The 25,246-nt window shown below is 68.9% G+C and carries 39 protein-coding genes; 37 read left to right on the top strand and 2 right to left on the bottom strand.

The window, feature by feature from the left end; genetic code table 11:
- Window positions 1–279 precede the first annotated feature (279 nt).
- The 37 genes from rpsJ to VT50_RS03985 all read left to right on the top strand — a co-directional run bounded on the left by rpsJ (window position 280) and on the right by VT50_RS03985 (window position 22,273).
- Window positions 280–588 (top strand): 30S ribosomal protein S10, encoded by a 309-nt coding sequence (rpsJ, locus tag VT50_RS04170; RefSeq protein WP_003948644.1) that lies wholly within the window; start codon window positions 280–282, stop codon window positions 586–588.
- 13 nt (window positions 589–601) lie between these two features.
- A complete protein-coding gene (gene rplC / locus VT50_RS04165) occupies window positions 602–1,246 on the top strand; it encodes a 50S ribosomal protein L3 (protein WP_046086844.1) in 645 nt (214 codons plus the stop codon).
- Between the two features lie 10 nt (window positions 1,247–1,256).
- Window positions 1,257–1,916 (top strand): 50S ribosomal protein L4, encoded by a 660-nt coding sequence (rplD, locus tag VT50_RS04160; protein WP_046086845.1) that lies wholly within the window; start codon window positions 1,257–1,259, stop codon window positions 1,914–1,916.
- Complete coding sequence (gene rplW / locus VT50_RS04155) at window positions 1,916–2,242, top strand: 50S ribosomal protein L23 (RefSeq protein WP_030835099.1); 327 nt, start codon at window positions 1,916–1,918, stop codon at window positions 2,240–2,242. Before rplD ends, rplW begins: the two co-directional genes overlap by 1 nt.
- Before the next feature lie 47 nt (window positions 2,243–2,289).
- Window positions 2,290–3,126, top strand: coding sequence for a 50S ribosomal protein L2 (gene rplB / locus VT50_RS04150; protein ID WP_046086846.1), 837 nt, complete (start codon window positions 2,290–2,292; stop codon window positions 3,124–3,126).
- Between the two features lie 12 nt (window positions 3,127–3,138).
- Window positions 3,139–3,420 (top strand): 30S ribosomal protein S19, encoded by a 282-nt coding sequence (rpsS, locus tag VT50_RS04145; protein ID WP_030016988.1) that lies wholly within the window; start codon window positions 3,139–3,141, stop codon window positions 3,418–3,420.
- Between the two features lie 40 nt (window positions 3,421–3,460).
- Entirely contained in the window at window positions 3,461–3,808 is a 348-nt protein-coding gene (gene rplV, locus VT50_RS04140) for a 50S ribosomal protein L22 (protein WP_014054168.1), read from the top strand.
- Window positions 3,808–4,638 carry a 30S ribosomal protein S3 gene (gene rpsC / locus VT50_RS04135; protein ID WP_046086847.1) on the top strand — a complete coding sequence of 277 codons (831 nt, stop codon included), beginning with the start codon at window positions 3,808–3,810 and terminating at the stop codon, window positions 4,636–4,638. The genes rplV and rpsC overlap by 1 nt, the downstream gene beginning before the upstream one ends.
- A 4-nt stretch (window positions 4,639–4,642) precedes the next feature.
- Window positions 4,643–5,062, top strand: a complete 420-nt coding sequence (gene rplP, locus VT50_RS04130) for a 50S ribosomal protein L16 (RefSeq protein WP_014178774.1) — start codon at window positions 4,643–4,645, stop codon at window positions 5,060–5,062.
- On the top strand, window positions 5,062–5,286 hold the full coding sequence (gene rpmC / locus VT50_RS04125) for a 50S ribosomal protein L29 (protein WP_009715874.1): 225 nt from the start codon (window positions 5,062–5,064) through the stop codon (window positions 5,284–5,286). Before rplP ends, rpmC begins: the two co-directional genes overlap by 1 nt.
- Complete coding sequence (gene rpsQ / locus VT50_RS04120) at window positions 5,286–5,573, top strand: 30S ribosomal protein S17 (RefSeq protein ID WP_014054172.1); 288 nt, start codon at window positions 5,286–5,288, stop codon at window positions 5,571–5,573. The genes rpmC and rpsQ overlap by 1 nt, the downstream gene beginning before the upstream one ends.
- Window positions 5,574–5,674: 101 nt before the next feature.
- Window positions 5,675–6,043, top strand: a complete 369-nt coding sequence (gene rplN, locus VT50_RS04115) for a 50S ribosomal protein L14 (RefSeq protein ID WP_003992364.1) — start codon at window positions 5,675–5,677, stop codon at window positions 6,041–6,043.
- A 3-nt stretch (window positions 6,044–6,046) separates the two neighbouring features.
- Entirely contained in the window at window positions 6,047–6,370 is a 324-nt protein-coding gene (gene rplX / locus VT50_RS04110; protein ID WP_014054173.1) for a 50S ribosomal protein L24, read from the top strand.
- Complete coding sequence (gene rplE, locus VT50_RS04105; RefSeq protein ID WP_020869255.1) at window positions 6,370–6,930, top strand: 50S ribosomal protein L5; 561 nt, start codon at window positions 6,370–6,372, stop codon at window positions 6,928–6,930. The genes rplX and rplE overlap by 1 nt, the downstream gene beginning before the upstream one ends.
- A gap of 3 nt (window positions 6,931–6,933) precedes the next feature.
- A complete protein-coding gene (locus VT50_RS04100; protein ID WP_027749272.1) occupies window positions 6,934–7,119 on the top strand; it encodes a type Z 30S ribosomal protein S14 in 186 nt (61 codons plus the stop codon).
- 262 nt (window positions 7,120–7,381) lie between these two features.
- The gene (rpsH, locus tag VT50_RS04090) at window positions 7,382–7,780 is read left to right on the top strand and encodes a 30S ribosomal protein S8 (protein WP_046086848.1); all 399 of its coding nucleotides are present in this window, start codon (window positions 7,382–7,384) and stop codon (window positions 7,778–7,780) included.
- Window positions 7,781–7,800: 20 nt separating this feature from the next.
- A complete protein-coding gene (rplF, locus tag VT50_RS04085) occupies window positions 7,801–8,340 on the top strand; it encodes a 50S ribosomal protein L6 (RefSeq protein ID WP_046086849.1) in 540 nt (179 codons plus the stop codon).
- Between the two features lie 3 nt (window positions 8,341–8,343).
- Window positions 8,344–8,727 carry a 50S ribosomal protein L18 gene (gene rplR / locus VT50_RS04080; RefSeq protein ID WP_046086850.1) on the top strand — a complete coding sequence of 128 codons (384 nt, stop codon included), beginning with the start codon at window positions 8,344–8,346 and terminating at the stop codon, window positions 8,725–8,727.
- A gap of 43 nt (window positions 8,728–8,770) precedes the next feature.
- Entirely contained in the window at window positions 8,771–9,376 is a 606-nt protein-coding gene (rpsE, locus tag VT50_RS04075) for a 30S ribosomal protein S5 (protein WP_020869250.1), read from the top strand.
- Between the two features lie 2 nt (window positions 9,377–9,378).
- On the top strand, window positions 9,379–9,561 hold the full coding sequence (gene rpmD / locus VT50_RS04070; RefSeq protein WP_037952898.1) for a 50S ribosomal protein L30: 183 nt from the start codon (window positions 9,379–9,381) through the stop codon (window positions 9,559–9,561).
- 1 nt (window position 9,562) lies between these two features.
- On the top strand, window positions 9,563–10,018 hold the full coding sequence (rplO, locus tag VT50_RS04065; RefSeq protein ID WP_020869248.1) for a 50S ribosomal protein L15: 456 nt from the start codon (window positions 9,563–9,565) through the stop codon (window positions 10,016–10,018).
- Between the two features lie 204 nt (window positions 10,019–10,222).
- Window positions 10,223–11,536: a preprotein translocase subunit SecY gene (secY, locus tag VT50_RS04060; RefSeq protein WP_046086851.1), complete on the top strand. Its 1,314-nt coding sequence runs from the start codon at window positions 10,223–10,225 to the stop codon at window positions 11,534–11,536.
- Window positions 11,536–12,192 (top strand): adenylate kinase, encoded by a 657-nt coding sequence (locus VT50_RS04055; RefSeq protein WP_046086852.1) that lies wholly within the window; start codon window positions 11,536–11,538, stop codon window positions 12,190–12,192. The genes secY and VT50_RS04055 overlap by 1 nt, the downstream gene beginning before the upstream one ends.
- Window positions 12,193–12,324: 132 nt before the next feature.
- Complete coding sequence (gene map / locus VT50_RS04050; protein WP_046086853.1) at window positions 12,325–13,161, top strand: type I methionyl aminopeptidase; 837 nt, start codon at window positions 12,325–12,327, stop codon at window positions 13,159–13,161.
- Window positions 13,162–13,328: 167 nt separating this feature from the next.
- The gene (gene infA, locus VT50_RS04045; protein ID WP_003956442.1) at window positions 13,329–13,550 is read left to right on the top strand and encodes a translation initiation factor IF-1; all 222 of its coding nucleotides are present in this window, start codon (window positions 13,329–13,331) and stop codon (window positions 13,548–13,550) included.
- Window positions 13,551–13,578: 28 nt separating this feature from the next.
- Window positions 13,579–13,692 (top strand): 50S ribosomal protein L36, encoded by a 114-nt coding sequence (gene rpmJ / locus VT50_RS04040; protein ID WP_003956441.1) that lies wholly within the window; start codon window positions 13,579–13,581, stop codon window positions 13,690–13,692.
- Window positions 13,693–13,888: 196 nt separating this feature from the next.
- Complete coding sequence (rpsM, locus tag VT50_RS04035) at window positions 13,889–14,269, top strand: 30S ribosomal protein S13 (RefSeq protein WP_046086854.1); 381 nt, start codon at window positions 13,889–13,891, stop codon at window positions 14,267–14,269.
- A 68-nt stretch (window positions 14,270–14,337) separates the two neighbouring features.
- Window positions 14,338–14,742, top strand: coding sequence for a 30S ribosomal protein S11 (rpsK, locus tag VT50_RS04030; protein ID WP_009715860.1), 405 nt, complete (start codon window positions 14,338–14,340; stop codon window positions 14,740–14,742).
- 27 nt (window positions 14,743–14,769) lie between these two features.
- Window positions 14,770–15,396: a 30S ribosomal protein S4 gene (gene rpsD / locus VT50_RS04025; RefSeq protein ID WP_046086855.1), complete on the top strand. Its 627-nt coding sequence runs from the start codon at window positions 14,770–14,772 to the stop codon at window positions 15,394–15,396.
- A 106-nt stretch (window positions 15,397–15,502) separates the two neighbouring features.
- On the top strand, window positions 15,503–16,525 hold the full coding sequence (locus VT50_RS04020) for a DNA-directed RNA polymerase subunit alpha (protein ID WP_009715858.1): 1,023 nt from the start codon (window positions 15,503–15,505) through the stop codon (window positions 16,523–16,525).
- A gap of 114 nt (window positions 16,526–16,639) precedes the next feature.
- Window positions 16,640–17,152 (top strand): 50S ribosomal protein L17, encoded by a 513-nt coding sequence (gene rplQ, locus VT50_RS04015; RefSeq protein WP_046086856.1) that lies wholly within the window; start codon window positions 16,640–16,642, stop codon window positions 17,150–17,152.
- A gap of 85 nt (window positions 17,153–17,237) precedes the next feature.
- Window positions 17,238–18,104 carry a tRNA pseudouridine(38-40) synthase TruA gene (truA, locus tag VT50_RS04010; RefSeq protein WP_046086857.1) on the top strand — a complete coding sequence of 289 codons (867 nt, stop codon included), beginning with the start codon at window positions 17,238–17,240 and terminating at the stop codon, window positions 18,102–18,104.
- Between the two features lie 199 nt (window positions 18,105–18,303).
- A complete protein-coding gene (locus VT50_RS04005) occupies window positions 18,304–19,182 on the top strand; it encodes an STAS domain-containing protein (protein WP_046086858.1) in 879 nt (292 codons plus the stop codon).
- Window positions 19,179–19,589 (top strand): STAS domain-containing protein, encoded by a 411-nt coding sequence (locus VT50_RS04000; protein WP_046086859.1) that lies wholly within the window; start codon window positions 19,179–19,181, stop codon window positions 19,587–19,589. The genes VT50_RS04005 and VT50_RS04000 overlap by 4 nt, the downstream gene beginning before the upstream one ends.
- Entirely contained in the window at window positions 19,573–20,052 is a 480-nt protein-coding gene (locus VT50_RS03995) for an ATP-binding protein (RefSeq protein ID WP_078840745.1), read from the top strand. Before VT50_RS04000 ends, VT50_RS03995 begins: the two co-directional genes overlap by 17 nt.
- Window positions 20,049–21,068 (top strand): SpoIIE family protein phosphatase, encoded by a 1,020-nt coding sequence (locus VT50_RS03990; protein WP_046086860.1) that lies wholly within the window; start codon window positions 20,049–20,051, stop codon window positions 21,066–21,068. The genes VT50_RS03995 and VT50_RS03990 overlap by 4 nt, the downstream gene beginning before the upstream one ends.
- Entirely contained in the window at window positions 21,065–22,273 is a 1,209-nt protein-coding gene (locus VT50_RS03985; RefSeq protein WP_046086861.1) for a PP2C family protein-serine/threonine phosphatase, read from the top strand. The genes VT50_RS03990 and VT50_RS03985 overlap by 4 nt, the downstream gene beginning before the upstream one ends.
- Here VT50_RS03985 and VT50_RS03980 read toward each other — a convergent pair.
- Complete coding sequence (locus VT50_RS03980; protein ID WP_046086862.1) at window positions 22,267–22,794, bottom strand: hypothetical protein; 528 nt, start codon at window positions 22,792–22,794, stop codon at window positions 22,267–22,269. The two genes, VT50_RS03985 and VT50_RS03980, sit on opposite strands and share 7 nt — an antisense overlap.
- Before the next feature lie 99 nt (window positions 22,795–22,893).
- Complete coding sequence (locus tag VT50_RS03975; protein WP_046086863.1) at window positions 22,894–25,011, bottom strand: glycosyltransferase family 4 protein; 2,118 nt, start codon at window positions 25,009–25,011, stop codon at window positions 22,894–22,896.
- Window positions 25,012–25,246: the final 235 nt, after the last annotated feature.

Genomic DNA, 25,246 nt, shown 5'->3' with positions numbered 1-25,246 from the left:
CTCCCGCCGGGAGGACCGGAAGCGAGTCCCACAGTACTCGTCGCCCCTGATCAGGGGCGGAAGTACGGGAATCTTCCGGGAAGTGTCAGCGGGGCCCCAGCCAGGCGCCCGGTGGGTGAATTTCTCCCCCAGCAACCCCCTTCATCAGGGATCTCCGCACGGAGATTTATGGGAAGGGCTGCGACACGCCCGACCGCGTGGGTCGGGAAGGTGGGTGGAGGAGGACACGAACGCCATCGGGTCCCAGAGCGTTACGAGAGACAGGACTACGAAGTAGCCATGGCGGGACAGAAGATCCGCATCCGGCTCAAGGCTTACGACCACGAGGTCATCGACTCCTCGGCGAAGAAGATCGTCGAGACGGTGACCCGGACTGGTGCGTCGGTCGCGGGCCCGGTGCCGCTGCCCACAGAGAAGAACGTGTACTGCGTCATCAAGTCGCCGCACAAGTACAAGGACTCGCGCGAGCACTTCGAGATGCGTACGCACAAGCGCCTCATCGACATCCTCGACCCCACGCCGAAGACGGTTGACTCGCTGATGCGTCTCGACCTGCCGGCGGGCGTCGACATCGAGATCAAGCTCTGAGGTGACGCGCGAGATGGCTAAGCAGATCAAGGGCGTCCTGGGCGAGAAGCTCGGCATGACGCAGGTGTGGGACGAGAACAACCGCGTCGTCCCGGTCACCGTCGTCAAGGCCGGACCCTGCGTCGTGACCCAGGTCCGCACCGATGACGCGGACGGCTACGACGCCGTCCAGATCGCCTTCGGCGAGATCGACCCGCGCAAGGTGAACAAGCCGCTCAAGGGCCACTTCGCCAAGGCGGACGTGACCCCGCGCCGCCACCTGGTGGAGCTGCGTACCGCCGACGCCGGTGAGTACACGCTCGGCCAGGAGGTCACGGCCGAGGTGTTCGAGTCCGGTGTCAAGGTCGACGTGACCGGCACCAGCAAGGGCAAGGGCACCGCCGGTGTCATGAAGCGCCACGGCTTCGGCGGCCTCGGCGCCGGCCACGGCACCCAGCGCAAGCACCGCTCGCCGGGCTCCATCGGCGGCTGCGCCACCCCGGGCCGCGTGTTCAAGGGCCTGCGCATGGCCGGCCGCATGGGCAATGAGCGGGTCACCACCCAGAACCTGACCGTCCACGCCGTTGACGCGGAGAAGGGTCTGCTCCTGATCAAGGGAGCGGTTCCTGGTCCGAACGGCGGCCTCGTCCTGGTCCGTACCGCGGCCAAGGGGGCCTGAGGTAAAAGCCATGACTACCAGTACCGTTGACATCCTTTCGCCGGCAGGCGACAAGGCCGGGTCCGTCGAGCTCCCCGCGGAGATCTTCGACGCGCAGGTCAGCGTTCCGCTGATCCACCAGGTCGTCGTCGCCCAGCTGGCCGCTGCCCGCCAGGGCACGCACAAGACCAAGACCCGTGGTGAGGTCCGCGGCGGTGGCAAGAAGCCGTACCGCCAGAAGGGCACCGGCCGCGCGCGCCAGGGCTCGACCCGCGCGCCGCAGTTCGCCGGCGGTGGCGTCGTGCACGGCCCCGTGCCGCGCGACTACAGCCAGCGCACCCCGAAGAAGATGAAGGCCGCCGCGCTCCGCGGGGCCCTCTCCGACCGGGCGCGTCACGAGCGCATCCACGTCGTGACCGGCGTGGTCGACGGGGACATCTCCACCAAGGCCGCGAAGGCCCTGCTGGGCAAGATCAGCGAGCGCAAGAACGTGCTCCTGGTCGCCGAGCGGAGCGACGAGGCCGCGTGGCTGTCCGCCCGCAACCTGCCCCAGGTGCACATCCTGGAGCCGGGCCAGCTGAACACGTACGACGTGCTCGTCTCCGACGACGTGGTCTTCACCAAGGCCGCCTTCGAGTCCTTCGTGGCTGGTCCCAAGGCCGCTGAGAAGACCGAAGGGAGCGCCGCCTGATGAGTGAGGCGACCGCTGTCACCAGCAAGACCTTCACCGACCCCCGCGACGTCCTCGTCAAGCCGGTGGTCTCGGAGAAGAGCTACGCGCTGCTGGACGAGAACAAGTACACGTTCATCGTCGACCCGCGCGCGAACAAGACCCAGATCAAGCAGGCCGTCGAGGCGGTCTTCTCGGTCAAGGTCACCGGGGTCAACACGATCAACCGGCAGGGCAAGCGCAAGCGCACCCGCACCGGTTTCGGCAAGCGCAAGGACACCAAGCGCGCCATCGTGACCCTCGCCGAGGGCGACCGCATCGACATCTTCGGCGGCCCGGTCTCCTAACGGAGACCGGAACGTCCAGAAGTCCGGAATCTTCCGAGGACTGAGAAATGGGTATCCGCAAGTACAAGCCGACGACCCCGGGCCGTCGTGGCTCCAGCGTCGCCGACTTCGTCGAGGTCACGCGGTCCACGCCGGAGAAGTCGCTGGTCCGCCCGCTGCACAGCAAGGGTGGTCGTAACAACGCCGGCCGCATCACGGTCCGCCACCAGGGTGGCGGTCACAAGCGTGCGTACCGCGTGATCGACTTCCGCCGTCATGACAAGGACGGCGTCCCGGCGAAGGTCGCACACATCGAATACGACCCCAACCGCACCGCGCGCATCGCGCTGCTGCACTACGCCGACGGCGAGAAGCGCTACATCCTCGCGCCGCGCGGGCTGACGCAGGGCGACCGGATCGAGAACGGCCCCGGCGCCGACATCAAGCCCGGTAACAACCTCGCGCTGCGCAACATCCCGGTCGGTACCACGCTCCACGCCATCGAGCTGCGGCCCGGCGGCGGCGCGAAGTTCGCCCGCTCCGCGGGCGCCTCCGTGCAGCTGCTGGCGAAGGAGGGCTCCATGGCCCACCTGCGCATGCCGTCCGGTGAGATCCGCCTGGTCGACGTCCGCTGCCGCGCCACCGTCGGCGAGGTCGGCAACGCCGAGCAGTCGAACATCAACTGGGGCAAGGCCGGCCGCATGCGCTGGAAGGGCGTTCGCCCGACCGTTCGTGGTGTGGTCATGAACCCCGTCGACCACCCGCACGGTGGTGGTGAGGGCAAGACCTCCGGTGGTCGCCACCCGGTCTCGCCGTGGGGTCAGAAGGAGGGCCGTACGCGCTCGCCGAAGAAGGCCAGCAACAAGTACATCGTCCGCCGCCGCAAGACGAACAAGAAGCGCTAGGAGCGGGTTTAGATGCCGCGCAGTCTCAAGAAGGGGCCCTTCGTCGACGACCACCTGAGCAAGAAGGTGGACACGCAGAACGAAGCAGGCACCAAGAACGTCATCAAGACCTGGTCCCGCCGCTCGATGATCGTCCCGGCCATGCTCGGCCACACGATCGCGGTGCACGACGGCCGCAAGCACGTCCCGGTGTTCGTCACCGAGTCGATGGTCGGCCACAAGCTCGGCGAGTTCGCGCCGACCCGCACCTTCCGCGGCCATGAGAAGGACGACCGCAAGTCGCGTCGTCGCTGATCAGCGGAAAAGACTCATGACAGACACCGAAGGGACAACCATGGAAGCCAGGGCCCAGGCGCGGTACATCCGCGTCACGCCCATGAAGGCCCGCCGCGTGGTGGACCTCATCCGTGGCATGAGTGCCACGGAGGCCCAGGCGGTCCTGCGTTTCGCCCCGCAGGCCGCGAGCGTGCCGGTCGGCAAGGTGCTGGACAGCGCCATCGCCAACGCCGCGCACAACTACGACCACACCGACGCCGACAGCCTCGTCATCTCCGAGGCATACGTCGACGAGGGCCCGACCCTGAAGCGGTTCCGTCCGCGTGCCCAGGGCCGCGCCTACCGGATCCGCAAGCGGACCAGCCACATCACCGTGGTCGTCAGCAGCAAGGAAGGAACCCGGTAATGGGCCAGAAGGTAAACCCGCACGGGTTCCGGCTCGGCATCACCACCGACTTCAAGTCGCGCTGGTACGCCGACAAGCTGTACAAGGACTACGTCAAGGAAGACGTCGCCATCCGCCGGATGATGACGAAGGGCATGGAGCGCGCCGGTATCTCCAAGGTGGAGATCGAGCGCACCCGTGACCGGGTCCGCGTCGACATCCACACCGCCCGGCCGGGCATCGTCATCGGCCGTCGCGGCGCGGAGGCCGACCGTATCCGCGGCGAGCTGGAGAAGCTCACCGGCAAGCAGGTGCAGCTCAACATCCTCGAGGTGAAGAACCCCGAGGTGGACGCTCAGCTGGTGGCCCAGGCCGTCGCCGAGCAGCTGTCCTCCCGCGTCTCCTTCCGCCGCGCCATGCGGAAGTCGATGCAGAGCTCGATGAAGGCCGGTGCCAAGGGCATCAAGATCCAGTGCGGTGGCCGTCTCGGCGGCGCCGAGATGTCCCGCTCGGAGTTCTACCGCGAGGGCCGGGTGCCCCTGCACACGCTCCGCGCGAACGTCGACTACGGCTTCTTCGAGGCCAAGACCACCTTCGGCCGCATCGGCGTCAAGGTGTGGATCTACAAGGGCGATGTGAAGAACATCGCCGAGGTCCGCGCCGAGAACGCCGCCGCCCGCGCCGGCAACCGCCCGTCGCGCGGTGGCAGCGACCGCCCGCAGCGCCGTGGTGGCGAGCGCGGTGGCCGCGGCCGCAAGCCGCAGCAGTCCGCCGCGGCCGCCGAGGCCAACAAGGGCGAGGCCCCCGCCGCTCCGGCGGCCGAGCCCAGCGCAGCCGGAAAGGAGAGCTGACCCCATGCTGATCCCTCGCAGGGTCAAGCACCGCAAGCAGCACCACCCCAAGCGGTCCGGCATGGCCAAGGGCGGCACGGAGCTGGCGTTCGGCGAGTACGGCATCCAGGCCGTCACCCCGGCGTACGTCACCAACCGTCAGATCGAGGCCGCTCGTATCGCGATGACCCGCCACATCAAGCGTGGCGGCAAGGTCTGGATCAACATCTACCCGGACCGTCCGCTGACGAAGAAGCCCGCGGAGACCCGGATGGGTTCCGGTAAGGGCTCGCCGGAGTGGTGGATCGCGAACGTCAAGCCCGGTCGGGTGATGTTCGAGCTGTCCTACCCGAACGAGAAGACTGCGCGTGAGGCGCTCACCCGCGCTGCTCACAAGCTCCCGATGAAGTGCCGGATCGTTCGGCGCGAGGCAGGTGAGTCGTGATGGCGGCCGGTACCAAGGCGTCCGAGCTGCGTGAGCTGAACAACGAGGACCTCGTTGGCAAGCTGCGTGAGGCCAAGGAAGAGCTGTTCAACCTCCGCTTCCAGGCGGCGACCGGACAGCTCGAGAACCACGGCCGGCTGAAGGCCGTCCGCAAGGACATCGCCCGGATCTACACCCTGATGCGGGAGCGCGAGCTCGGCATCGAGACGGTGGAGAGCGCCTGATGAGCGAGACGAATGTGACTGAGAACGCAACGCAGAACCGCGGCTTCCGCAAGACCCGTGAGGGTCTGGTCGTCAGCGACAAGATGGACAAGACCGTCGTCGTCGCAGTCGAGGACCGCGTCAAGCACGCGCTGTACGGCAAGGTCATCCGCCGTACCAACAAGCTCAAGGCGCACGACGAGCAGAACGCCGCGGGTGTCGGCGACCGCGTCCTCCTGATGGAGACCCGGCCGCTGTCCGCGACCAAGCGCTGGCGCGTCGTCGAGATCCTCGAGAAGGCCAAGTAACCCCCTGAGGACAGCAGTCCTCAGGTCAGTTCCGCCAGGCTCGGCGGGGGCTGGAAGCATCCAGCCCCCGCCGGGAACCGGCAGACGATCAGGAGATAGACGTGATCCAGCAGGAGTCGCGACTGCGCGTCGCCGACAACACGGGCGCGAAGGAGATCCTTTGCATCCGTGTTCTCGGTGGCTCCGGTCGCCGCTACGCGGGCATCGGTGACGTCATCGTCGCCACCGTCAAGGACGCGATCCCCGGTGGCAACGTGAAGAAGGGTGACGTCATCAAGGCGGTCATCGTGCGCACCGTGAAGGAGCGCCGCCGCCCGGACGGTTCGTACATCCGCTTCGACGAGAACGCGGCCGTCATCCTCAAGAACGATGGCGACCCCCGCGGCACCCGTATCTTCGGCCCCGTGGGCCGTGAGCTGCGCGAGAAGAAGTTCATGAAGATCATCTCGCTCGCGCCGGAGGTGCTGTAACCGATGAAGATCAAGAAGGGCGACCTGGTCCAGGTCATCACCGGTAAGGACAAGGGCAAGCAGGGCAAGGTCATCGCGGCCTTCCCGCGCGAGGACCGGGTCCTGGTCGAGGGTGTCAACCGGGTCAAGAAGCACACCAAGGCCGGACAGACCGCTCGTGGTTCGAAGACCGGCGGCATCGTGACGACCGAGGCCCCGATCCACGTGAGCAATGTGCAGCTCGTGGTGGAGAAGGACGGCAACAAGGTCGTTACCCGCGTCGGATACCGCTTCGACGACGAGGGCAACAAGATCCGCGTTGCCAAGCGGACCGGTGAGGACATCTGATGACTGCCACCACCACTGCACCGCGCCTCAAGGCGCGCTACCGCGAAGAGATCCAGGGCAAGCTGCAGGAGCAGTTCTCCTACGAGAACGTCATGCAGATCCCTGGTCTGACCAAGGTCGTGGTCAACATGGGTGTGGGCGACGCCGCCCGCGACTCCAAGCTGATCGAGGGCGCCATCCGCGACCTCGCCACGATCACCGGCCAGAAGCCCGCCGTCACCAAGGCCCGTAAGTCCATCGCGCAGTTCAAGCTGCGTGAGGGCCAGCCGATCGGTGCCCACGTCACCCTCCGCGGTGACCGCATGTGGGAGTTCCTGGACCGCCTGGTGTCGCTCGCGCTGCCGCGCATCCGCGACTTCCGCGGTCTGTCGCCGAAGCAGTTCGACGGCCGGGGCAACTACACCTTCGGTCTCACGGAGCAGGTCATGTTCCACGAGATCGACCAGGACAAGATCGACCGCGTCCGGGGTATGGACATCACCGTGGTGACCACGGCGACCAATGACGAAGAGGGCCGCGCCCTGCTGCGTCACCTCGGCTTCCCGTTCAAGGAGGCGTGAGCCGTGGCGAAGAAGGCTCTCATTGCCAAGGCCGGCCGTAAGCCCAAGTTCGCGGTGCGTGGTTACACGCGCTGCCAGCGCTGCGGACGTCCGCACTCCGTGTACCGCAAGTTCGGCCTGTGCCGCGTGTGCCTCCGTGAGATGGCTCACCGTGGCGAGCTGCCGGGCGTGACCAAGAGCTCCTGGTAACCAGCCCACCCGTCTTCCGCCACCGTCCTCAACGGACGCCCTGGCGGGCGAAAGATGGAATTTTGGGTTGATACCGGGCTCTCGGTAAGTAAATGGATGGCGAGGCCCACCCCTCCGCTCGCGTAGAGTGGAACGGTTGGGCGCTCGCCGTCCAGAATCCTTACTACGCCGTAGGTCCCCGCGCCGCACCCGTGCCCGCCACTGAGCGGGTGAGAGGGATGGCGCATACAGGAAACCCCGGCGAGAGAGGCCGAAGGCCATCATGACCATGACCGATCCGATCGCAGACATGCTGACGCGTCTGCGAAACGCGAACTCGGCGTACCACGACTCCGTTCTGATGCCCCACAGCAAGATCAAGTCGCATATCGCGGAGATCCTCCAGCAGGAGGGCTACATCACCGGCTGGAAGGTCGAGGACGCCGAGGTCGGCAAGAGCCTCGTCCTCGAGCTGAAGTTCGGCCCGAACCGTGAGCGCTCGATCGCCGGCATCAAGCGGATCTCGAAGCCGGGCCTGCGGGTCTACGCAAAGTCCACCAACCTGCCGAAGGTGCTCGGCGGCCTGGGCGTGGCGATCATCTCCACGTCGCACGGGCTCCTCACCGACAAGCAGGCCGGCAAGAAGGGCGTGGGTGGGGAAGTCCTCGCCTACGTCTGGTAACCAGGGAACGGAGGAAGCGCATGTCGCGCATTGGCAAGCTGCCCATCCAGGTTCCCGCTGGTGTGGACGTCACCATCGATGGCCGCACGGTCGCCGTGAAGGGTCCCAAGGGCTCTCTCTCGCACACCGTCGCCGCGCCGATCGAGGTCGCCCAGGGTGAGGACAACGCCCTCGTTGTCACCCGCCCGAACGACGAGCGTCAGAACAAGGCCCTGCACGGCCTGTCGCGCACGCTGGTGGCGAACATGATCACCGGCGTGACCCAGGGCTACAGCAAGGCGCTCGAGATCAGCGGTGTCGGCTACCGCGTCCAGGCCAAGGGCTCCAACCTGGAGTTCTCCCTGGGCTACAGCCACCCGATCCTGGTCGAGGCCCCGGAGGGCATCACCTTCAAGGTGGACTCCCCGACCAAGCTGAGCGTCGAGGGCATCGACAAGCAGAAGGTCGGCGAGGTCGCCGCGAACATCCGCAAGCTGCGCAAGCCCGACCCGTACAAGGCCAAGGGCGTGAAGTACGCGGGCGAGGTCATCCGCCGCAAGGTCGGAAAGGCTGGTAAGTAAGCCATGACATACGGTGTGAAGATCGCCAAGGGCAACGCTCGCAAGGCCGCTGCCGTCAAGCGCCGTCACATCCGCGTCCGCAAGCGGGTCTCCGGTACGCCGGTCCGCCCCCGCCTCGTGGTGACGCGGTCCAACCGTCACATGGTGGCGCAGGTCATCGACGACATCGCGGGCCACACGCTGGCCTCGGCGTCGACGCTGGACAGCTCCATCCGGGGGGCGGAGGGCGACAAGAGCGCCCAGGCGCAGCAGGTCGGCGCCCTGGTGGCCGAGCGGGCGAAGGCCGCGGGCATCGAGGCCGTCGTGTTCGACCGCGGTGGCAACAAGTACGCCGGGCGCATCGCCGCTCTGGCGGACGCCGCCCGCGAGGCCGGGCTGAAGTTCTGAGCCCCGGTTCCAACGCAAAGCGGAAACGAGAGAGGTAAATCCAATGGCTGGACCCCAGCGCCGCGGTGGCGGCGCCGGTGGCGGCGAGCGGCGGGACCGGAAGGACCGGCGGGACGGTGGCGCTGCCGCCGAGAAGACCGCTTACGTCGAGCGTGTTGTCGCGATCAACCGCGTCGCCAAGGTTGTGAAGGGTGGTCGTCGCTTCAGCTTCACCGCGCTGGTCGTGGTGGGCGACGGTGACGGCACCGTCGGTGTCGGTTACGGCAAGGCCAAGGAGGTGCCGGCCGCGATCGCCAAGGGCGTGGAGGAGGCCAAGAAGCACTTCTTCAAGGTCCCCCGGATCGCCGGCACCATTCCGCACCCGATCCAGGGTGAGGAGGCCGCGGGTGTCGTGCTGCTGAAGCCGGCGTCCCCCGGTACCGGTGTGATCGCCGGTGGCCCGGTGCGCGCCGTGCTGGAGTGCGCGGGCATCCACGACGTGCTGAGCAAGTCGCTCGGCTCGTCGAACCCGATCAACATCGTGCACGCCACGGTGGCCGCTCTGCGGGGCCTGCAGCGCCCCGAGGAGATCGCCGCCCGCCGTGGTCTGCCGCTCGAGGACGTCGCCCCCGCCGCTCTGCTGCGGGCGCGTGCCGGGGTGGGTGTGTGAGCATGGCCCGCCTGAAGATCACGCAGACGAAGTCGTACATCGGCAGCAAGCAGAACCACCGCGACACTCTGCGTTCGCTCGGGCTGAAGAAGCTCGGCGACGTGGTCGTCAAGGAGGACCGCCCCGAGTTCCGCGGCATGGCGCAGACCGTGCGGCACCTCGTGACGGTCGAGGAGGTCGACTGACATGGCGGAGAACAACCCGCTGAAGGTCCACAACCTCCGGCCCGCCCCGGGCGCCAAGACCGCCAAGACCCGTGTCGGTCGTGGTGAGGCGTCCAAGGGTAAGACCGCTGGTCGTGGCACCAAGGGCACCAAGGCCCGCTACCAGGTTCCGGAGCGCTTCGAGGGTGGGCAGATGCCCCTCCACATGCGGCTCCCGAAGCTCAAGGGCTTCAAGAACCCCTTCCGCACCGAGTACCAGGTCGTGAACCTGGACCGGCTGGCCGCGCTGTACCCCGAGGGTGGCGAGGTCACGGTGGCCGACCTGGTCGCCAAGGGTGCGGTTCGCAAGAACCAGCTCGTCAAGGTGCTGGGCTCCGGTGAGGTCTCCGTGGCGCTCCAGGTGACGGTCGACGCCGTCTCCGGCTCCGCCAAGGAGAAGATCACCGCCGCCGGTGGCACCGTCACCGAGCTCGTCTGAGCACGGTGGCTTTCTGACCGGGGGTGCCCCAGATACGGGGCATCCCCGGTTGGTCGTTCCAAGCGGGGCCGGGTCGCCGGTAAGGTGGCTGGCGTTGTTACCTTCCGCGCGGTACGCCTCCGCGCGGGTCCTGGCTGATATGTATTCGTCGATCCTCAAGACCGTCACCTCTCGCGAAGCGACGCGGGGGGCGCAGGAGGCACCGTGCTCACCGCGTTCGCCCGGGCGTTCAAGACGCCCGACCTGCGCAAGAAGCTGCTGTTCACCCTGGGCATCATCGTGCTCTTCCGGCTCGGGCAACACATCCCGATCCCGGGCATCGACTATCAGAACGTCCAGACGTGCATGGACCTCGCCAAGGGCCAGCAGGGGCTGTTCGGCCTGGTCAACATGTTCAGTGGTGGCGCACTGCTCCAGATCACCATCTTCGCGCTGGGGATCATGCCGTACATCACGGCGAGCATCATCCTCCAGCTGCTGACCGTGGTGATCCCGCGCCTTGAGGCCCTCAAGAAGGAGGGCCAGGCCGGTCAGGGAAAGATCACGCAGTACACCCGCTATCTCACCATCGCGCTCGCGATCCTGCAGGGCACCGGTGTGGTGGCCGCGGCTCGCAGCGGCTCGCTCTTCCAGAGCTGCCCGGTCGGCGGTCAGATCGTCCGGAACGACTCGATCTTCACCACCGCCGTGATGGTCATCACGATGACCGCGGGCACCGCGCTGATCATGTGGCTCGGTGAGCTGGTCACCGACCGCGGCATCGGCAACGGCATGTCGATCCTGATGTTCGTCTCGATCGCCGCCGGTTTCCCGAGCGCGATGTGGAGCATCAAGCAGCAGGGCAAGATCATGGGCGGCTGGCTGGAGTTCGGCCTGGTGATCCTCTGTGGTCTGGCCATGGTCGGCCTGGTGGTCTTCGTCGAGCAGGCCCAGCGCCGGATCCCGGTGCAATACGCCAAGCGCATGATCGGCCGTCGCTCCTACGGTGGTACGTCCACCTACATCCCGATGAAGGTGAACCAGGCGGGTGTGATCCCCGTGATCTTCGCCTCATCGCTGCTGTACATCCCGGCGCTGATCGTCCAGTTCTCCAATTCGAAGGCCAGCTGGGCGACCTGGATCTCGCAGAACTTCGTCAAGGGCGACCACCCGATCTACATCGCCACGTACTTCCTGCTGATCGTCTTCTTCGCATTCTTCTATGTCGCCATCAGCTTCAACCCCGAAGAAGTTGCCGACAACATGAAGAAGTATGGTGGGTTCATCCCGGGTATCCGGGCTGGTCGTCCCACCGCGGAGTATCTGAGCTACGTGCTGAACCGCATCACGTGGCCCGGTGCGCTCTATCTGGGCTTGATCGCCCTGGTGCCCACGGTGGCGCTGGTGACGCTCAACGCCAATCAGAACTTCCCGTTCGGCGGCACGAGCATCCTGATCATCGTGGGTGTCGGCCTGGAGACCGTGAAGCAGATCGAGAGCCAGCTTCAGCAGCGACACTACGAAGGGTTCCTCCGCTGATGCGAATCGTCCTCGTCGGGCCTCCGGGAGCCGGCAAGGGTACGCAGGCCGCGTACCTCGCCGAGAAGCTGTCGATCCCGCACATCTCCACCGGCGACCTGTTCCGCGCGAACATCAGCCAGGGCACCTCCCTCGGCAAGCAGGCGCAGGAGTACATGCGGGCCGGACAGCTGGTACCGGACGAGGTCACCATCGGCATGGCGGAGGACCGGCTGGACCAGGAGGACGCACAGCCGGGCTTCCTGCTCGACGGGTTCCCGAGGAACCAGATCCAGGCCGAGGCCCTGGATGGCTACCTGGGGCAGCAGGGTGTCTCGTTGGACGCGGTGCTGGACCTGGAGGTCCCCGAGTCCGAGGTGATCAAGCGCATCGCGGGTCGCCGTACCTGTCGCAATGACAGCTCGCACACCTTCCATGTGGAGTACAAGCCGCCGAAGGCCCAGGGGGTCTGCGACGTCTGCGGCGGCGAGCTGTACCAGCGCGAGGACGACAGTGAGGAAACGGTCCGCAAGCGCCTCGAGGTCTACCACCGGGAGACCGAGCCGATCATCGACTACTACAAGACCAAGGGCCTGGTCGTGACGATCTCGGCACTGGGCAAGGTGTCCGAGGTCACCCAGCGGGCGATGGACGCCCTGGCCGCGAAGGCGGCCTGAGGGCCGCGAGGACCCACACGGAACGGCCGCGGTGCCCGGCACGGGCACCGCGGCCGTATCGTTGAGCAGATACGTCCCTCCCGCGGACCGTACGGCACGGACCGCACCAGAGACCGATCCCGGAAGGCCCCCATGGTGGAGATCAAGACTCCCGAGCAGATCGCCAAGATGCGTGAGGCGGGACTGGTCGTCGCCGCCATCCACGAGGCGACGCGGGCGGCGGCCGTCCCCGGCGCCAGCACCAAGGACCTGGACGATGTCGCCCGTAAGGTCATCGCGGACCACGGCGCCAAGTCGAACTTCCTGGGGTACGGCGGCTTCCCCGCCACCATCTGCACCTCGGTCAACGACATCGTGGTGCACGGCATCCCGGACCGGGAGACCGTCCTCGGGGACGGCGACATCATCTCCATCGACGCGGGCGCGATCGTGGACGGCTGGCACGGCGACGCCGCCTTCACCGCCTTCGTGGGCACCGGCCACGCCCCGGAGCTGTACGAGCTCAGCCGGGTCACCGAGGAGTCGATGTGGGCCGGGATCGCGGCGGTCCACAAGGGCAACCGGCTGGTCGACATCTCCAGGGCGATCGAGGGCTACATCCGCCGCCAGCCCCGCCCGGCATCCGGCAAGTACGGGATCATCGAGGACTACGGCGGCCACGGCATCGGTACCCAGATGCACATGGACCCGCATCTGCTGAACTACGTCTCCAAGAAGCGCGGCAAGGGCCCCCGGCTGGTCCCCGGCTTCTGCATCGCGATCGAGCCCATGGTGAGCCTGGGCACCGCGAAGACGCATGTGCTGGCCGACGACTGGACGGTCAAGACGGACGACGGCACCTGGTCCAGCCACTGGGAGCACTCGGTCGCGCTGACCGAGGAGGGCCCGCTGGTGCTCACCGCCGTGGACGGCGGCAGGGCCAAGCTGGCCGAGCTGGGCGTGGAGACCGCGCCCGACCCGCTGGCCTGATGGTCAGCGACTGACCTGACGGTCAACGAGCGTAATGATCTCGAATCCGGGGCATGATGCCCCGGATTCGTGTTTCGGGATGCCCTGGCGTAGACTGACCCGTCGGCTCTCGCATGCCCTCCCGCATGTCGCGAGCCGATCAAGGTAGCCGATCCCGAAAGCAGGACATGGCCAAGAAGCAAGGCGCCATCGAAATCGAGGGCACCGTGATCGAGTCTCTGCCGAACGCGATGTTCAAGGTGGAGCTTCAGAACGGTCACAAGGTCCTCGCGCACATCAGCGGCAAGATGCGTATGCACTACATCCGCATCCTGCCCGATGACCGGGTGGTCGTGGAGCTGTCTCCGTACGACCTCACGCGCGGACGGATCGTCTACCGCTACAAGTAGATCTCACGACCCGGAGAACCTCACACCCATGAAGGTCAAGCCGAGCGTCAAGAAGATCTGCGACAAGTGCAAGGTGATCCGCCGCCACGGCCGGGTCATGGTCATCTGCGACAACCTGCGCCACAAGCAGCGCCAGGGCTGACGCACACCGGCCGGAATCCTGCACCACTCGCAGCATCTTCGCGCGACGTCATAACTTTTCGTACATACGCAGTCACCCGTTCCCGTCTCACGGGGACGACACCCCCGGTCGGAGGCCGGGGACCCGGGAGCCGTCCCGTACGGCGGCCGGGAGTGGTGCTGCGGAAGACCTCCGACAACCATCTGGAGCCAGATTCATGGCACGCCTCGCAGGCGTTGATCTCCCGCGCGAAAAGCGCGTCGAGGTCGCCCTCACCTACGTCTTCGGCATCGGTCGCACCCTTGCCCAGCAGACGCTCGCCAATACCGGTGTGAGCCCGGACACCCGCGTTCGCGACCTGGCCGAAGAGGACCTGGTCAAGATCCGCGAGTACGTGGACAACAACATCAAGACCGAGGGTGACCTCCGTCGCGAGATCCAGGCCGACATCCGCCGCAAGGTCGAGATCGGCTGCTACCAGGGTCTGCGTCACCGCCGCGGCCTTCCGGTCCACGGCCAGCGCACGTCGACCAACGCCCGCACCCGCAAGGGCCCGCGTCGCGCGATCGCCGGCAAGAAGAAGCCGGGCAAGAAGTAGTCCGCACCGGACGCTGACAAGCGGTCCGAGCTGTAGGACCGACCACCTCCACGGGAGATTTCAAGAGAATGCCTCCGAAGAGCAGGACGGCCGGCGCCAAGAAGGTGCGCCGCAAGGAAAAGAAGAACGTCGCCCACGGGCACGCTCACATCAAGAGCACGTTCAACAACACCATCGTCTCGATCACCGACCCGACCGGGAACGTGATCTCTTGGGCCTCTGCCGGCCACGTCGGCTTCAAGGGCTCGCGCAAGTCCACTCCGTTCGCCGCGCAGATGGCCGCCGAGTCGGCCGCCCGCCGGGCGCAGGAGCACGGCATGCGCAAGGTCGACGTGTTCGTCAAGGGTCCGGGCTCCGGCCGTGAGACCGCGATCCGCTCGCTCCAGGCCACCGGCCTGGAGGTGGGTTCGATCCAGGACGTCACTCCGACTCCGCACAACGGATGCCGCCCGCCCAAGCGTCGGCGCGTCTGACCGGCTGAAGTAGGAGACAACAGAAATATGGCGCGTTACACCGGGGCCGACTGCAAGCGTTGCCGTCGGGAGAAGCAGAAGCTCTTCCTCAAGGGGAGCAAGTGCGAGAGCGCGAAGTGCCCGATCGAGATCCGTCCTTACCCCCCGGGTGAGCACGGTCGCGGGCGCACCAAGGACAGCGAGTACCTGCTGCAGCTCCGTGAGAAGCAGAAGGCGACCCGCATCTACGGCGTCCTTGAGAAGCAGTTCCGTGGTTACTACGCGGAGGCGAACAAGAAGACCGGCAAGACCGGTGAGAACCTTCTTCGCATCCTCGAGACCCGGCTCGACAACGTGGTCTACCGGGCTGGCTTCGCCAAGTCCCGCGACCACGCCCGTCAGCTGGTCCGCCACGGCCACTTCATCGTGAACGGCGTCAAGACCGACATTCCGTCGGCTCGGGTCACCGTGAACGACATCGTCGAGGTTCGTCCGAAGTCCCGGACCATGACCCCCTTCCAGGTGGCTCAGGCCGAGGCGGGCGAGCGCACCGTGCCGGCGTGGCTGGAGGCCATTCCGTCGCAGCTGCGGATCCTCGTGCACTCGCTGCCCGAGCGCCAGGTGATCGACACCCAGGTGCAGGAGCAGCTGATCGTCGAGCTCTACTCGAAGTAGCGGAGAGTGACGATACGGGCGGTACGGAGCCGTTTGGCACGTACCGCCCGTACCATTGAAGGGTTCGGCGTCAAATAGCGGGCGCCGAAGACTGGAGGCAATACCCATGCTGATCGCTCAGCGTCCCTCGTTGACCGAAGAGGTCGTCGACGAATTCCGCTCCCGGTTCGTGATCGAGCCGCTGGAGCCGGGCTTCGGCTACACCCTCGGAAACTCCCTGCGTCGTACGCTCCTCTCCTCGATCCCCGGTGCGGCGGTCACGTCCATCCGGATCGACGGGGTCCTGCACGAGTTCACCACCGTGCCGGGCGTCAAGGAGGACGTCACCGACCTGATCCTCAACATCAAGCAGCTGGTCGTCTCCTCGGAGCACGACGAGCCGGTCGTGATGTACCTGCGCAAGCAGGGCCCGGGGCTGGTCACCGCCGCCGACATCGCGCCGCCGGCCGGTGTCGAGGTGCACAACCCCGACCTGGTCCTGGCCACGCTGAACGGCAAGGGCAAGCTGGAGATGGAGCTGACCGTCGAGCGCGGTCGCGGCTATGTCTCCGCCGTGCAGAACAAGCAGGTCGGCCAGGAGATCGGCCGGATCCCGGTCGACTCGATCTACTCGCCGGTGCTCAAGGTCACCTACAAGGTCGAGGCGACCCGTGTCGAGCAGCGCACCGACTTCGACAAGCTGATCGTCGACGTCGAGACCAAGCAGGCCATGCGGCCGCGTGACGCCATGGCGTCGGCCGGTAAGACCCTGGTCGAGCTGTTCGGCCTGGCCCGCGAGCTGAACGTGGACGCCGAGGGCATCGACATGGGCCCGTCCCCGACGGACGCCGCCCTCGCCGCCGACCTGGCGCTGCCGATCGAGGAGCTCGAGCTCACCGTCCGTTCGTACAACTGCCTCAAGCGCGAGGGCATCCACTCCGTGGGTGAGCTCGTGGCGCGGTCCGAGGCGGACCTGCTCGACATCCGGAACTTCGGCGCCAAGTCGATCGACGAGGTCAAGGCGAAGCTGGCCGGTATGGGCCTGGCGCTCAAGGACAGCCCGCCCGGATTCGACCCGACCGCCGCGGCGGACGCCTTCGGCGCCGACGACGACGCGGACGCCGGTTTCGTCGAGACCGAGCAGTACTAGAACCTCCCGGTCCGCTGTGGCTGAGGTCTTGTCCTCAATCGCCGGACAGGCTGGATTTTGTTCACTGACACCGGTACCTGATACGGCCGGTGCAGACACCTAGGAGACAGACCAATGCCGAAGCCCACCAAGGGCGCCCGTCTGGGCGGCAGCGCCGCGCACGAGCGGCTCCTGCTGGCGAACCTCGCCACCGCGCTGTTCGAGCACGGCCGGATCACCACCACCGAGGCGAAGGCCCGCCGCCTGCGCCCGGTCGCGGAGAAGCTGGTCACCAAGGCGAAGAAGGGCGACCTTCACAACCGCCGTCTGGTGCTCCAGACCATCCGCGACAAGAGCGTCGTGCACACCCTCTTCACCGAGATCGGCCCGCGCTACGAGAACCGGCCCGGTGGCTACACCCGCATCACCAAGATCGGTAACCGCCGTGGGGACAACGCCCCGATGGCGGTCATCGAGCTGGTCGAGGCGCTGACCGTGCAGCAGGAGGCGGTGGGCGAGGCCGAGGCCGCCACCAAGCGCACCGCCAAGGACGCCGCCGGTGACCAGGCCGCCGCGGACCTCACGAAGGAGACCCCGGCCACCGAGGCTCCGGCCGAGGCCGAGGCCGAGGAGTCGAAGGACGCCTGAGGCGTCCCGACGGCTTGCGTCGTAAGGACGGGCCCGCCCCCAGATCCTGGGAGCGGGCCCGTTCCGCATGGAGAGGAACGGCCCAGTGAGTGACGAGGCGGCGCCCGGTTTCGTACGGGTCCGGCTGGACGTGAGCTACGACGGCAAGGACTTCTCGGGCTGGGCCAGACAGCGCGAGCGGCGCACCGTACAGGGCGAGCTGGAGAGCGCGCTGCGGACGGTGACGCGCGCCGCGGAGATCTTCGAGCTGACCGTCGCGGGCCGTACCGACGCGGGGGTCCACGCCCGCGGCCAGGTGGCGCACGTGGATCTGCCCGGGGCGCTGTGGGCCGAGCACCGGGACAGGCTGCTGCGGCGGCTGGCCGGCCGGCTGCCCCATGACGTCCGGGTCTGGAGGGTGGCCGAGGCCCCGTCCGGGTTCAACGCCCGCTTCTCCGCGATCTGGCGGCGCTACGCCTACCGGGTCACCGACCACCCCGGCGGGGTCGACCCGCTGCTCCGCGGCCATGTGCTGTGGCACGACTGGCCGCTGGACGTGGACGCCATGAACGCGGCCTCGACACGGCTCCTGGGCGAGCACGACTTCGCCGCGTACTGCAAGAAGCGCGACGGTGCCACCACCATCCGCACCCTCCAGCGGCTGGACTGGGCGCGCGGGGCGGACGGCGTGATCACGGCCACGGTGCGGGCGGACGCGTTCTGCCACAACATGGTGCGCTCGCTGGTGGGTGCGCTGCTCTTCGTCGGTGACGGTCACCGCCCGCCGGACTGGCCCGCCACGGTGCTCTCCGCCGGGCTGCGCGACTCCGCCGTCCATGTCGTACGCCCCCATGGCCTGACCCTGGAAGAGGTCGGCTACCCCGCCGATGACCAACTCGCCGCCCGCAACCGCGAGTCCCGCAACAAGCGCTCCCTGCCGGGCGCGACGGCGATCGGCTCCGGCTGCTGCTGAGGCGTGGTGGGGTCCGGACGGGGGCGTGGTGGGTGTGGTCGGGCGATCACGGGGTACTCGCCACGCGCATCGTGTGCGGACGGCGGGGCGGTAACAGGTCACGGCGGGGCGGCGATCGGCATGATGCGGCTTCCGGGGCCCCCGGAAGATCGATAAAATTTGCCAACCGACAACGGTCGCCGACCGCGAAGGGAACCGCGTGACTATCAGCGAGACCGCTGTGCGAGAGCGTCTGACCAGGGCGCTTCATGAACGCGGCGAGGAGATCGCCGATCGGTGGGTCGAGCTGCAGATGGAGCAGGCCCTGCTCGACACCGACATCGGGGAGGCCGAACTCCGCGAGGAGGCCGACGCGTTGATCGAGGCGCTGGTCCCGGGACTGCAGAGCGAGATACCCGTGGACCGGGTGGTGACCTCCAGCCCGGGGCTGCACGAGGCCGTGGTCGGCCTGTCGATGCGCCGTGCCCGGGCCGGGGCCACCCCGACGGCGACCTCGCTCGCGGTGCTCGCGCTCAAGGAGGCGCTGCTCAAGGCGGTGCAGCGGGACACCCGGGACGCCGAGGAGCTGTTCTCCTCGGCCGTCTTCATGAACCGGCTGCTCGATGTGGCGGGGGCGCTGTCCTTCGAGACGTATGTGGAGGGCCGGGAGGAGATCATCCGCCGGCAGAGCCAGCAGCTCATGGAGCAGTCGACGCCGGTGGTGCGGCTGTGGCGGCAGGTGCTTGCCGTGCCGCTGATCGGCACGCTGGACACCGCCAGGACCCAGGTGGTGATGGAGAACCTGCTCCAGGCCATCCAGGACCACGAGGCGCTGGTCGCGATCGTCGACATCACCGGTGTGCCCACCGTGGACACCGCCGTCGCCCAGCATCTGATGCAGACCGTCAACGCGGTGCGGCTGATGGGCGCGGACTGTGTGATCAGCGGGGTGCGCCCGTCGATCGCCCAGACCATCGCCCAGCTCGGCATCGATCTGTCCACCATCCTCACGCGGGCGACGCTGGCCGACGCGCTGGCCGCCGCGATCAAGCTGATCGACGGGCCCGGTCCCGACGGAGAAGAAGGAGACGGACGGTGACCAGCCGTCGCCAGCCCGGCGTTCCGATTCTGCGACTGGGAGACGTCCTGGTCACCGGCCTGCTCAATGAGCTCGACGACCGGGCCGCCATCGCCTTCACCGAGGAGCTGACCGAGCGGATCTCGGCCGAGGGCGCCCGCGGGGTGCTCATCGACATCTCCCGGCTGGAGGTCATCGACTCCTTCGTGGCCCGGACGCTGATGGAGCTGACCACGGTGGCCCGGCTGCTGGGGGCCCGGGTGATCGTGGCCGGGATGCGACCGCCGGTGGCGATCACCCTGGTGGAGCTGGGGATCGAGCTCGTCGGAGTGGAGACCGCACTCAATCCGGAGCAGGGCTTGGCCGCGCTGGGGTGGCGACAGGCCCCGCAGCCCCTGGAAGGGGCCCGACGTGGCACTGCCCGGTGAATCCATCCTCGCCTCCCGCGGGGCCAAGAGGCCCGCACGGTCGGAGGGGCGGCGCCCGCCCGCGCCCGCCTCGTACCCGGTGCGCACGGAAGAGGACCTGCTGACGGTCCGCCATGCGGTGCGCGCTGCCACCATCGAGGCGGGCTTCGGCCTGGTGGACCAGACCCGTGTGGTCACGGCCGCCAGCGAGCTCGCCCGTAACGCCTATGTCCACGGGGGCGGCGGCACGGTGACCGTGGAGTATCCGCGCGACCCCCGCGGACGTCGGGGGCTGCGGCTGGCCGTCAAGGACGAGGGGCCGGGGATCGCCGACCTCGACGCGGCGCTCACCGACGGCTTCACCACCGGCTCCGGCCTGGGCCACGGGCTGGGCGGCGCACGGCGGCTGATGGACGAGTTCTCGGTGCGCACCGGCCCGGGTGAGGGCACCGTGGTGGTCGTCACCCGCTGGACGGTCCGGTGACCGATACGTTCACGGCGCCCACCGTCCAGGTGCGCGTCGACCACCGCAGCGCGGTGCATCTGGCCGCCGAGGCGGCGCGTGGGGTGGCCCGGGAGTGCGAGCTTCCTGGGGCGCTGCCCGACCAGGCGGCCGTGATCGCCTCGGAGCTGGCGACCAACCTGGACAAGCACGCCAGCGACGGCACCCTCTATGTCCAGCCGCTGCCGCTGGGCCACGGGGTGGAGATCCTCGCCGCCGACCGCGGCCCCGGTATGCACGACCCCGAGCGCTGCCTCACGGACGGCTACACCACCTCCGGAACGCTGGGGGTCGGGCTCGGCGCCGTCAAGCGGATGGCGACCCACTTCCACATGCGCAGCGCCGATGGCACCCATCCGGGCACCTGGGCCTGCGCCCAGCTCACCGCGACGGGCGAGCAGCGGCCGCGGTGGCAGGGGGTGGGCACGGTCTGTCTGCCCGCCGAGGGGGAGGAGGGGTGCGGCGACGCCCGCGCGATCGTCGACACGGACTCCGCCCGCACCGCGGTCGTCCTGGACGGTCTCGGCCACGGGCGGCCCGCCGCCGAGGCGGCCCAGGCGGCGCTGCGGACCTTCCACGCCGACCCCGACCGGCCGCTGCCTGAGGTGCTCACCCGGATGAACCGGGCCCTGCGGCACACCCGGGGGGCCGCCGTGGGCGTGCTGCGGCTGTACCTCGAGCGCGCCGACTACTGCGGCGTCGGCAACATCCGCGCGCTCGCCCTGACCCACGACCGGGTACGGCACCGGCTGACCGGGCAGCCCGGTATCGTCGGCTGGGGAATGCCCACCCCCCGCGTCCATGACTTCCCGCTGCCCCAGGGCGGTACGGCGGTGCTGCACAGCGACGGCATCGACGCCCGCTGGTCGCTCGACCCGCCCCCGTCCCTGCTCCGCCTCCCGCCGCCCCTGCTGTCCGCCGCACTCGCCCATGGCCATCGCCGCGTCCGCGACGATGCCACGGTGCTCGCGGCCAGGTCCCCCTTAAGGCTTCCATGACGACGAGGAACCTCATCTGCGCCACAACGGCGGCGCTCAGCCGGGCCGTTCGGGCGCTGGCCCGGGAGCATGCCCTGGACCCCGCGGTCCGGGCGCGCCTCGTGCTGTCCGCCGCCGAGGCCGCAGGGGCGGCGCTGCGCGCCGGGCGGGAGACGGGCCTCGAGTGGGCGTACGACCCGGACGGGGGGCTGCTGACGGTGGTGCTGCGGACCCCGGACGATACGGTCCCCGCGGCGGCGGACCTCCCGATCGCCCCCGACGCGGTGACCGGGGGCGAGGTGGTCTGGCGCCTCCCGGCGTCACCGCCGTCCGGCGCCGTGGACGCGGCGCCCGACGAGGACGCCCTGGCCGCGGAGGAGCTGCGCGCGGTCGTGGCCGCCGCCGACGCGCTCACCTCCGAGCACCGCCGTCTCAAGGACGAACTCGCGGAGACCAACAGCGGGGTGCTCGCCCTCTACGTCCAGCTCGACGAGCGGGACGAGCAGTTGCGCACCGCGCACGGCCAGACCCTGCGGGAGCTGGAGGACGCGCTGCGCCCGGCGCCCATCAAGGCCGACGGTCTCGAACTCGCCGTGCACTACGAGCCGGCCGGCACCGACGCGCCGACCGGCGGGGATCTCTACGACTGGTTCGTGCTGCCCGACGGCACCGTCCACATCACCATCGTGGACGCCCTGGGCCACGGGGTGACCAGTACGCGCAGCGCGCTCAACGTCACCCACGCGGTGCGCACCCTGGCCCTGGAGGGCCATCGCCTCGAGTCGATCGTGGCCCGCACCGACGAGATCCTGCGCCCCTTCGACCGGTCCGTGATGGCCACCGTCCAGCTCGCCCGCATCGATCCGGCCACCGGCGAGCTGTGGCTGGCCAATGGGAGCCATCCGCCCGCGCTACTGCTGCGCCGCGACGGAACGGCCCGGTATCTGGAGGCCAGGGGGCGCGGCATCGGCTTTCCGCTGCCCGGCAGCGAGACCCCGCTGACCGAGCGGCTGGCCCCCGGGGACCTCCTCCTGCTCTACACCGACGGTCTCACCGAGAGCCGCCGGGACCCGATCGAGGGCGAGGAGCGCCTGATCGAGGCCGCGCACAAGCATCTGCAGAGCCCGACGGAGGAGGTCCCCGGCGCCATCGCGGAGGATATGCACACGGTGATCCTGCATCCGGATGACACCCTCGCGCTGGCGGTGCGGCTCACCGGTCAGTGATCGGCGGCCGGGCCGAGGCGCTGCCCCGGGATACGGCCCCGCCGGAGGTCCCGCTGACGGGGGACCGGAGGCGGGAGCGGGCGCTCGTCGTGCGGCTGGGCGCGGACCAACTGCTCGAACAGGGGACGCGCCGCGACCAGCGCCTCCCGCATCCGCTCGGTGGCCGTCTCGCCCTCGTGCGCCCGCGCCGCCATGGCGTGCAGCCGGCGGTAGCCGTCGGTCTCCTCGGGGTGCCGGACGGACAGCGCGTCCATCCGCTTCTCCTCGGACTCGGCCGGATAGCCGCGGTCCACGGCCAACGCGCCCAGCAGCCGGTCGGCTTCGCGCAGGGCCCATCCGGGGGAGTCCACGAACCGCTCCTGCAGGCCCGCCCACCGCGCCGCGTACTGCTCCCTGGCTTCCGAGGGCAGGCTTCGGACCGGCAGTTCGCCCTTGCGTCCCTGCCGCACCGAGGGGGCGATCACAAGGCCGGCCATGGCGGCCAGTGCCGCCAGCAGGATGATGAGCGTGACTGTTGACATCGCTGTGCCTTCCGCAGAGATTTTCCTCGCTCGAGGCTGGTATCACCGAGTGTTACCGGTGATCCCGACGGCAAACCCGGCACCAGTGGGCCGATTCTCTCAATTCCGTATGGTGACGGAGATGATGGTGAGGTCACCGGTGCGGCTGAGGTGGGGCCGGACACCGTGGGTGATCGGAAAGAGGTCCGTCCTATCGCGGTCCACGATGTCGCCGACGATGCGTCCGATCCGGATCGGGGTCCCGTCCCGGGCGGACTTATGGAGCGTCAGGGTCCAGCTCGCGGTGGCCCCTTCGCCGTCCCTGGCCTCCCGGATCCGCTCGTACGGGACGGTGAAGCGGAACCGGCCGCCGTCGAGCGCCGTGACTCCGGTGAGGAAGGGCCGGGCCGGGCCCTTGGACGGGGTGGCCACCGCGGTCGGGGCGGCGCCGGGCCCGAAGCGCGCCCCGTACAGGGTGCCTTCGACGGCCAGCCCCTCGGCGTCCAGTCGGATGACCCGGGCCTCGGCGTGGGCCGGGCGCCGCCAGGCGCGCAGCGCGAGATAGCCGTCCACGGTGGAGTAGGGGATCCACCAGGCGAACGGGGAGCCGGGCAGCGGCTCCAGGTCCAGCAGCCCGCGCCCCTCGGCGAAGCGGCAGCGGACCCGGCGGCGGACGCCGTCGGAGGCGCGGACCACATGCAGGTCCCAGCGGCCCTCGGCCAGGTCGAGCGTCGCCCGGTCGAGGGTGGCCGTCCAGGGCGCGGACGGCGTGGCGCCGACCGGGGGCAGCAGCGGTACACGGAACGGAGGCTCGTCGCTCCTGCGGCGGGTGACGGTCAGTTCGAGCTCGCCGCCGTGCAGTCCGGCGGCCTCCAGCAGCACCGACAGATCGCCCTCGGCGGTGACCCGGCAGGAGGCGACGGGCCGCAGCGGCTTGCGGATCAACTGTTTGACGGCGTCCTTGAGGGTGCCGGTCAGCGGCGCTCCGGTCGGCCGGCCCCGTAACGGCGCGGCCGTGCGGCGCCGGTGGGCCGGTGCCGCGGTGGAGCGGGCGGTGTGGGCGGTACGGGCGGTGTGGAGCTCCTCGATCAGCCGCTCGTAACCGGCGGCCACGCGCTCGGGTGCGTAGCGCTCCGCCGAGATCCGGGCCGCCTCGCCCATCGAGCGGCGCAGTTGGTCGTCCTCGATCAGGGCCAGCAGCCCCTTGGCGATCCCGTCCGCGTCGCCGACCGGCACCAGCAGCCCGTCCCGGCCGTCGGTGATGATCTCGCCGGGGCCGTGCGGGCAGTCGGTGGCGACCACGGGCACTCCGCAGTGCATCGCCTCGACGATCGTCATGCCGAACGACTCCTCGCGGGAGGTGACGGCGGCGATCGCGCCCTTGGCCCACTCGGTCTCGATGGGGGAGTGGGCGCCCATCAGGGTGATCTGACCGGCCAGCCCGAGCTCGTCGATCTGGCGGCGCAGCGCGGGGAGTTGGGGGCCGCGGCCGTAGATGCGCAACCGCCAGTCGGGGTGTTTGGCGGCCACCGTCTCCCAGGCGGCCACCAGCAGGTCATAGCGCTTGACGGGGATCAGCCGGCCCGCGGCCACGACGAGTTTGGCGCGGCCGTCTGAGGGCTCGATGCCGGTGGCGGGCACCCCGTTGGGCAGGGCGGTCAGCCGGGTGGTGACGCCGGGGAGGTGGGCCCGGTGGGTGGCGGCGTCGGCCTCGGAGACGGAAGTGTACGCGTCGAGGTGGGGGATGGCGGCGTCACAGGCGGCGCGGATCTCGGCGCGGTGGGTGCCGTAGAGGCGGTGCTCCTGGCCGATCCGCAGAAAGCGTCCGGTGCGGCCGAGCGCGGCGAGATAGATGACCAGGCCGGGGCGGGTGGCGATGACGACATCGGCGTCGGTGCGGTCGAGGTAGACGGCGACGCGCTCGTCGGTGAGGGCGTTGAAGTTGGTGGTGCCCCTGGCCTCGGCGGCGGGGACATGGGCGCTGGGCCGGGTCAGCAGCGGATGGCCGAGGTCGGCGGTGCGGCGCCCGGCGCGGGGCGGGTCCTCGTGGGGGCGCAGGTCGATCAGGGGTCTGAGCCGCACGGCGGGGTGGAGGGGGAGGTTCGGGGTGTCGATGGTGCGGATCAGGGAGACGATCTCCACGGTGTGGTGGGCGGCGAGCGCCCCGGCCACATTGAAGGTCGACCGGATGGTTCCGCCGATGCCATAGGCATTGTGGAGCAGGAAAGAAATCTTCATGGTGATGTACGCGCGGCGGGGTGAGCTGCCGCGGTGTGCCCTCCCCTCCGGGGTGGAGCCAGCAATGACCGGTCTGTCGGTAAGACTGGCCAGGGCCTCGAAGGTTGCTTATGCGTGTGGTGATATGGGATCCACCACATTCGCCAAAGGGATTACAACCTTCCCCGGGTTCTGGGAGTCTGCGGGGTGTCCGTGCGGCGGCCGTACGGGCCCGATACCGACCAGGGGTGGACAG

Origin of the sequence: Streptomyces antioxidans (genome assembly GCF_000968685.2) — a bacterium.
Classification (GTDB): Bacteria; Actinomycetota; Actinomycetes; order Streptomycetales; family Streptomycetaceae; genus Streptomyces; species Streptomyces antioxidans.
Note: the sequence above shows the minus strand (reverse complement) of the source record. Positions and strands in the feature narration are given on the sequence as shown.

Bases quoted from the DNA above. Each gene is read 5' to 3' on its own strand.
- rplE (WP_020869255.1), top strand. From the start codon at position 6,370: ATGACTGCCACCACCACTGCACCGCGCCTCAAGGCGCGCTACCGCGAA.
- rpsS (WP_030016988.1), top strand. From the start codon at position 3,139: ATGCCGCGCAGTCTCAAGAAGGGGCCCTTCGTCGACGACCACCTGAGC.
- rplD (WP_046086845.1), top strand. From the start codon at position 1,257: ATGACTACCAGTACCGTTGACATCCTTTCGCCGGCAGGCGACAAGGCC.
- rpsJ (WP_003948644.1), top strand. From the start codon at position 280: ATGGCGGGACAGAAGATCCGCATCCGGCTCAAGGCTTACGACCACGAG.
- VT50_RS03985 (WP_046086861.1), top strand. From the start codon at position 21,065: ATGACGACGAGGAACCTCATCTGCGCCACAACGGCGGCGCTCAGCCGG.
- rplX (WP_014054173.1), top strand. From the start codon at position 6,047: ATGAAGATCAAGAAGGGCGACCTGGTCCAGGTCATCACCGGTAAGGAC.
- rplQ (WP_046086856.1), top strand. From the start codon at position 16,640: ATGCCGAAGCCCACCAAGGGCGCCCGTCTGGGCGGCAGCGCCGCGCAC.
- rpmD (WP_037952898.1), top strand. From the start codon at position 9,379: ATGGCCCGCCTGAAGATCACGCAGACGAAGTCGTACATCGGCAGCAAG.
- rplW (WP_030835099.1), top strand. From the start codon at position 1,916: ATGAGTGAGGCGACCGCTGTCACCAGCAAGACCTTCACCGACCCCCGC.
- rplC (WP_046086844.1), top strand. From the start codon at position 602: ATGGCTAAGCAGATCAAGGGCGTCCTGGGCGAGAAGCTCGGCATGACG.
- rpsD (WP_046086855.1), top strand. From the start codon at position 14,770: ATGGCGCGTTACACCGGGGCCGACTGCAAGCGTTGCCGTCGGGAGAAG.
- infA (WP_003956442.1), top strand. From the start codon at position 13,329: ATGGCCAAGAAGCAAGGCGCCATCGAAATCGAGGGCACCGTGATCGAG.
- rplF (WP_046086849.1), top strand. From the start codon at position 7,801: ATGTCGCGCATTGGCAAGCTGCCCATCCAGGTTCCCGCTGGTGTGGAC.
- rplP (WP_014178774.1), top strand. From the start codon at position 4,643: ATGCTGATCCCTCGCAGGGTCAAGCACCGCAAGCAGCACCACCCCAAG.
- rpmJ (WP_003956441.1), top strand. From the start codon at position 13,579: ATGAAGGTCAAGCCGAGCGTCAAGAAGATCTGCGACAAGTGCAAGGTG.
- rplO (WP_020869248.1), top strand. From the start codon at position 9,563: ATGGCGGAGAACAACCCGCTGAAGGTCCACAACCTCCGGCCCGCCCCG.
- rpsC (WP_046086847.1), top strand. From the start codon at position 3,808: ATGGGCCAGAAGGTAAACCCGCACGGGTTCCGGCTCGGCATCACCACC.
- rpmC (WP_009715874.1), top strand. From the start codon at position 5,062: ATGGCGGCCGGTACCAAGGCGTCCGAGCTGCGTGAGCTGAACAACGAG.
- VT50_RS03980 (WP_046086862.1), bottom strand. From the start codon at position 22,794: ATGTCAACAGTCACGCTCATCATCCTGCTGGCGGCACTGGCCGCCATG.
- map (WP_046086853.1), top strand. From the start codon at position 12,325: ATGGTGGAGATCAAGACTCCCGAGCAGATCGCCAAGATGCGTGAGGCG.
- rpsQ (WP_014054172.1), top strand. From the start codon at position 5,286: ATGAGCGAGACGAATGTGACTGAGAACGCAACGCAGAACCGCGGCTTC.
- rplV (WP_014054168.1), top strand. From the start codon at position 3,461: ATGGAAGCCAGGGCCCAGGCGCGGTACATCCGCGTCACGCCCATGAAG.
- VT50_RS03975 (WP_046086863.1), bottom strand. From the start codon at position 25,011: ATGAAGATTTCTTTCCTGCTCCACAATGCCTATGGCATCGGCGGAACC.
- rplR (WP_046086850.1), top strand. From the start codon at position 8,344: ATGACATACGGTGTGAAGATCGCCAAGGGCAACGCTCGCAAGGCCGCT.
- rpsM (WP_046086854.1), top strand. From the start codon at position 13,889: ATGGCACGCCTCGCAGGCGTTGATCTCCCGCGCGAAAAGCGCGTCGAG.
- VT50_RS04020 (WP_009715858.1), top strand. From the start codon at position 15,503: ATGCTGATCGCTCAGCGTCCCTCGTTGACCGAAGAGGTCGTCGACGAA.
- rpsK (WP_009715860.1), top strand. From the start codon at position 14,338: ATGCCTCCGAAGAGCAGGACGGCCGGCGCCAAGAAGGTGCGCCGCAAG.
- rpsH (WP_046086848.1), top strand. From the start codon at position 7,382: ATGACCATGACCGATCCGATCGCAGACATGCTGACGCGTCTGCGAAAC.
- VT50_RS04055 (WP_046086852.1), top strand. From the start codon at position 11,536: ATGCGAATCGTCCTCGTCGGGCCTCCGGGAGCCGGCAAGGGTACGCAG.
- rplB (WP_046086846.1), top strand. From the start codon at position 2,290: ATGGGTATCCGCAAGTACAAGCCGACGACCCCGGGCCGTCGTGGCTCC.
- rpsE (WP_020869250.1), top strand. From the start codon at position 8,771: ATGGCTGGACCCCAGCGCCGCGGTGGCGGCGCCGGTGGCGGCGAGCGG.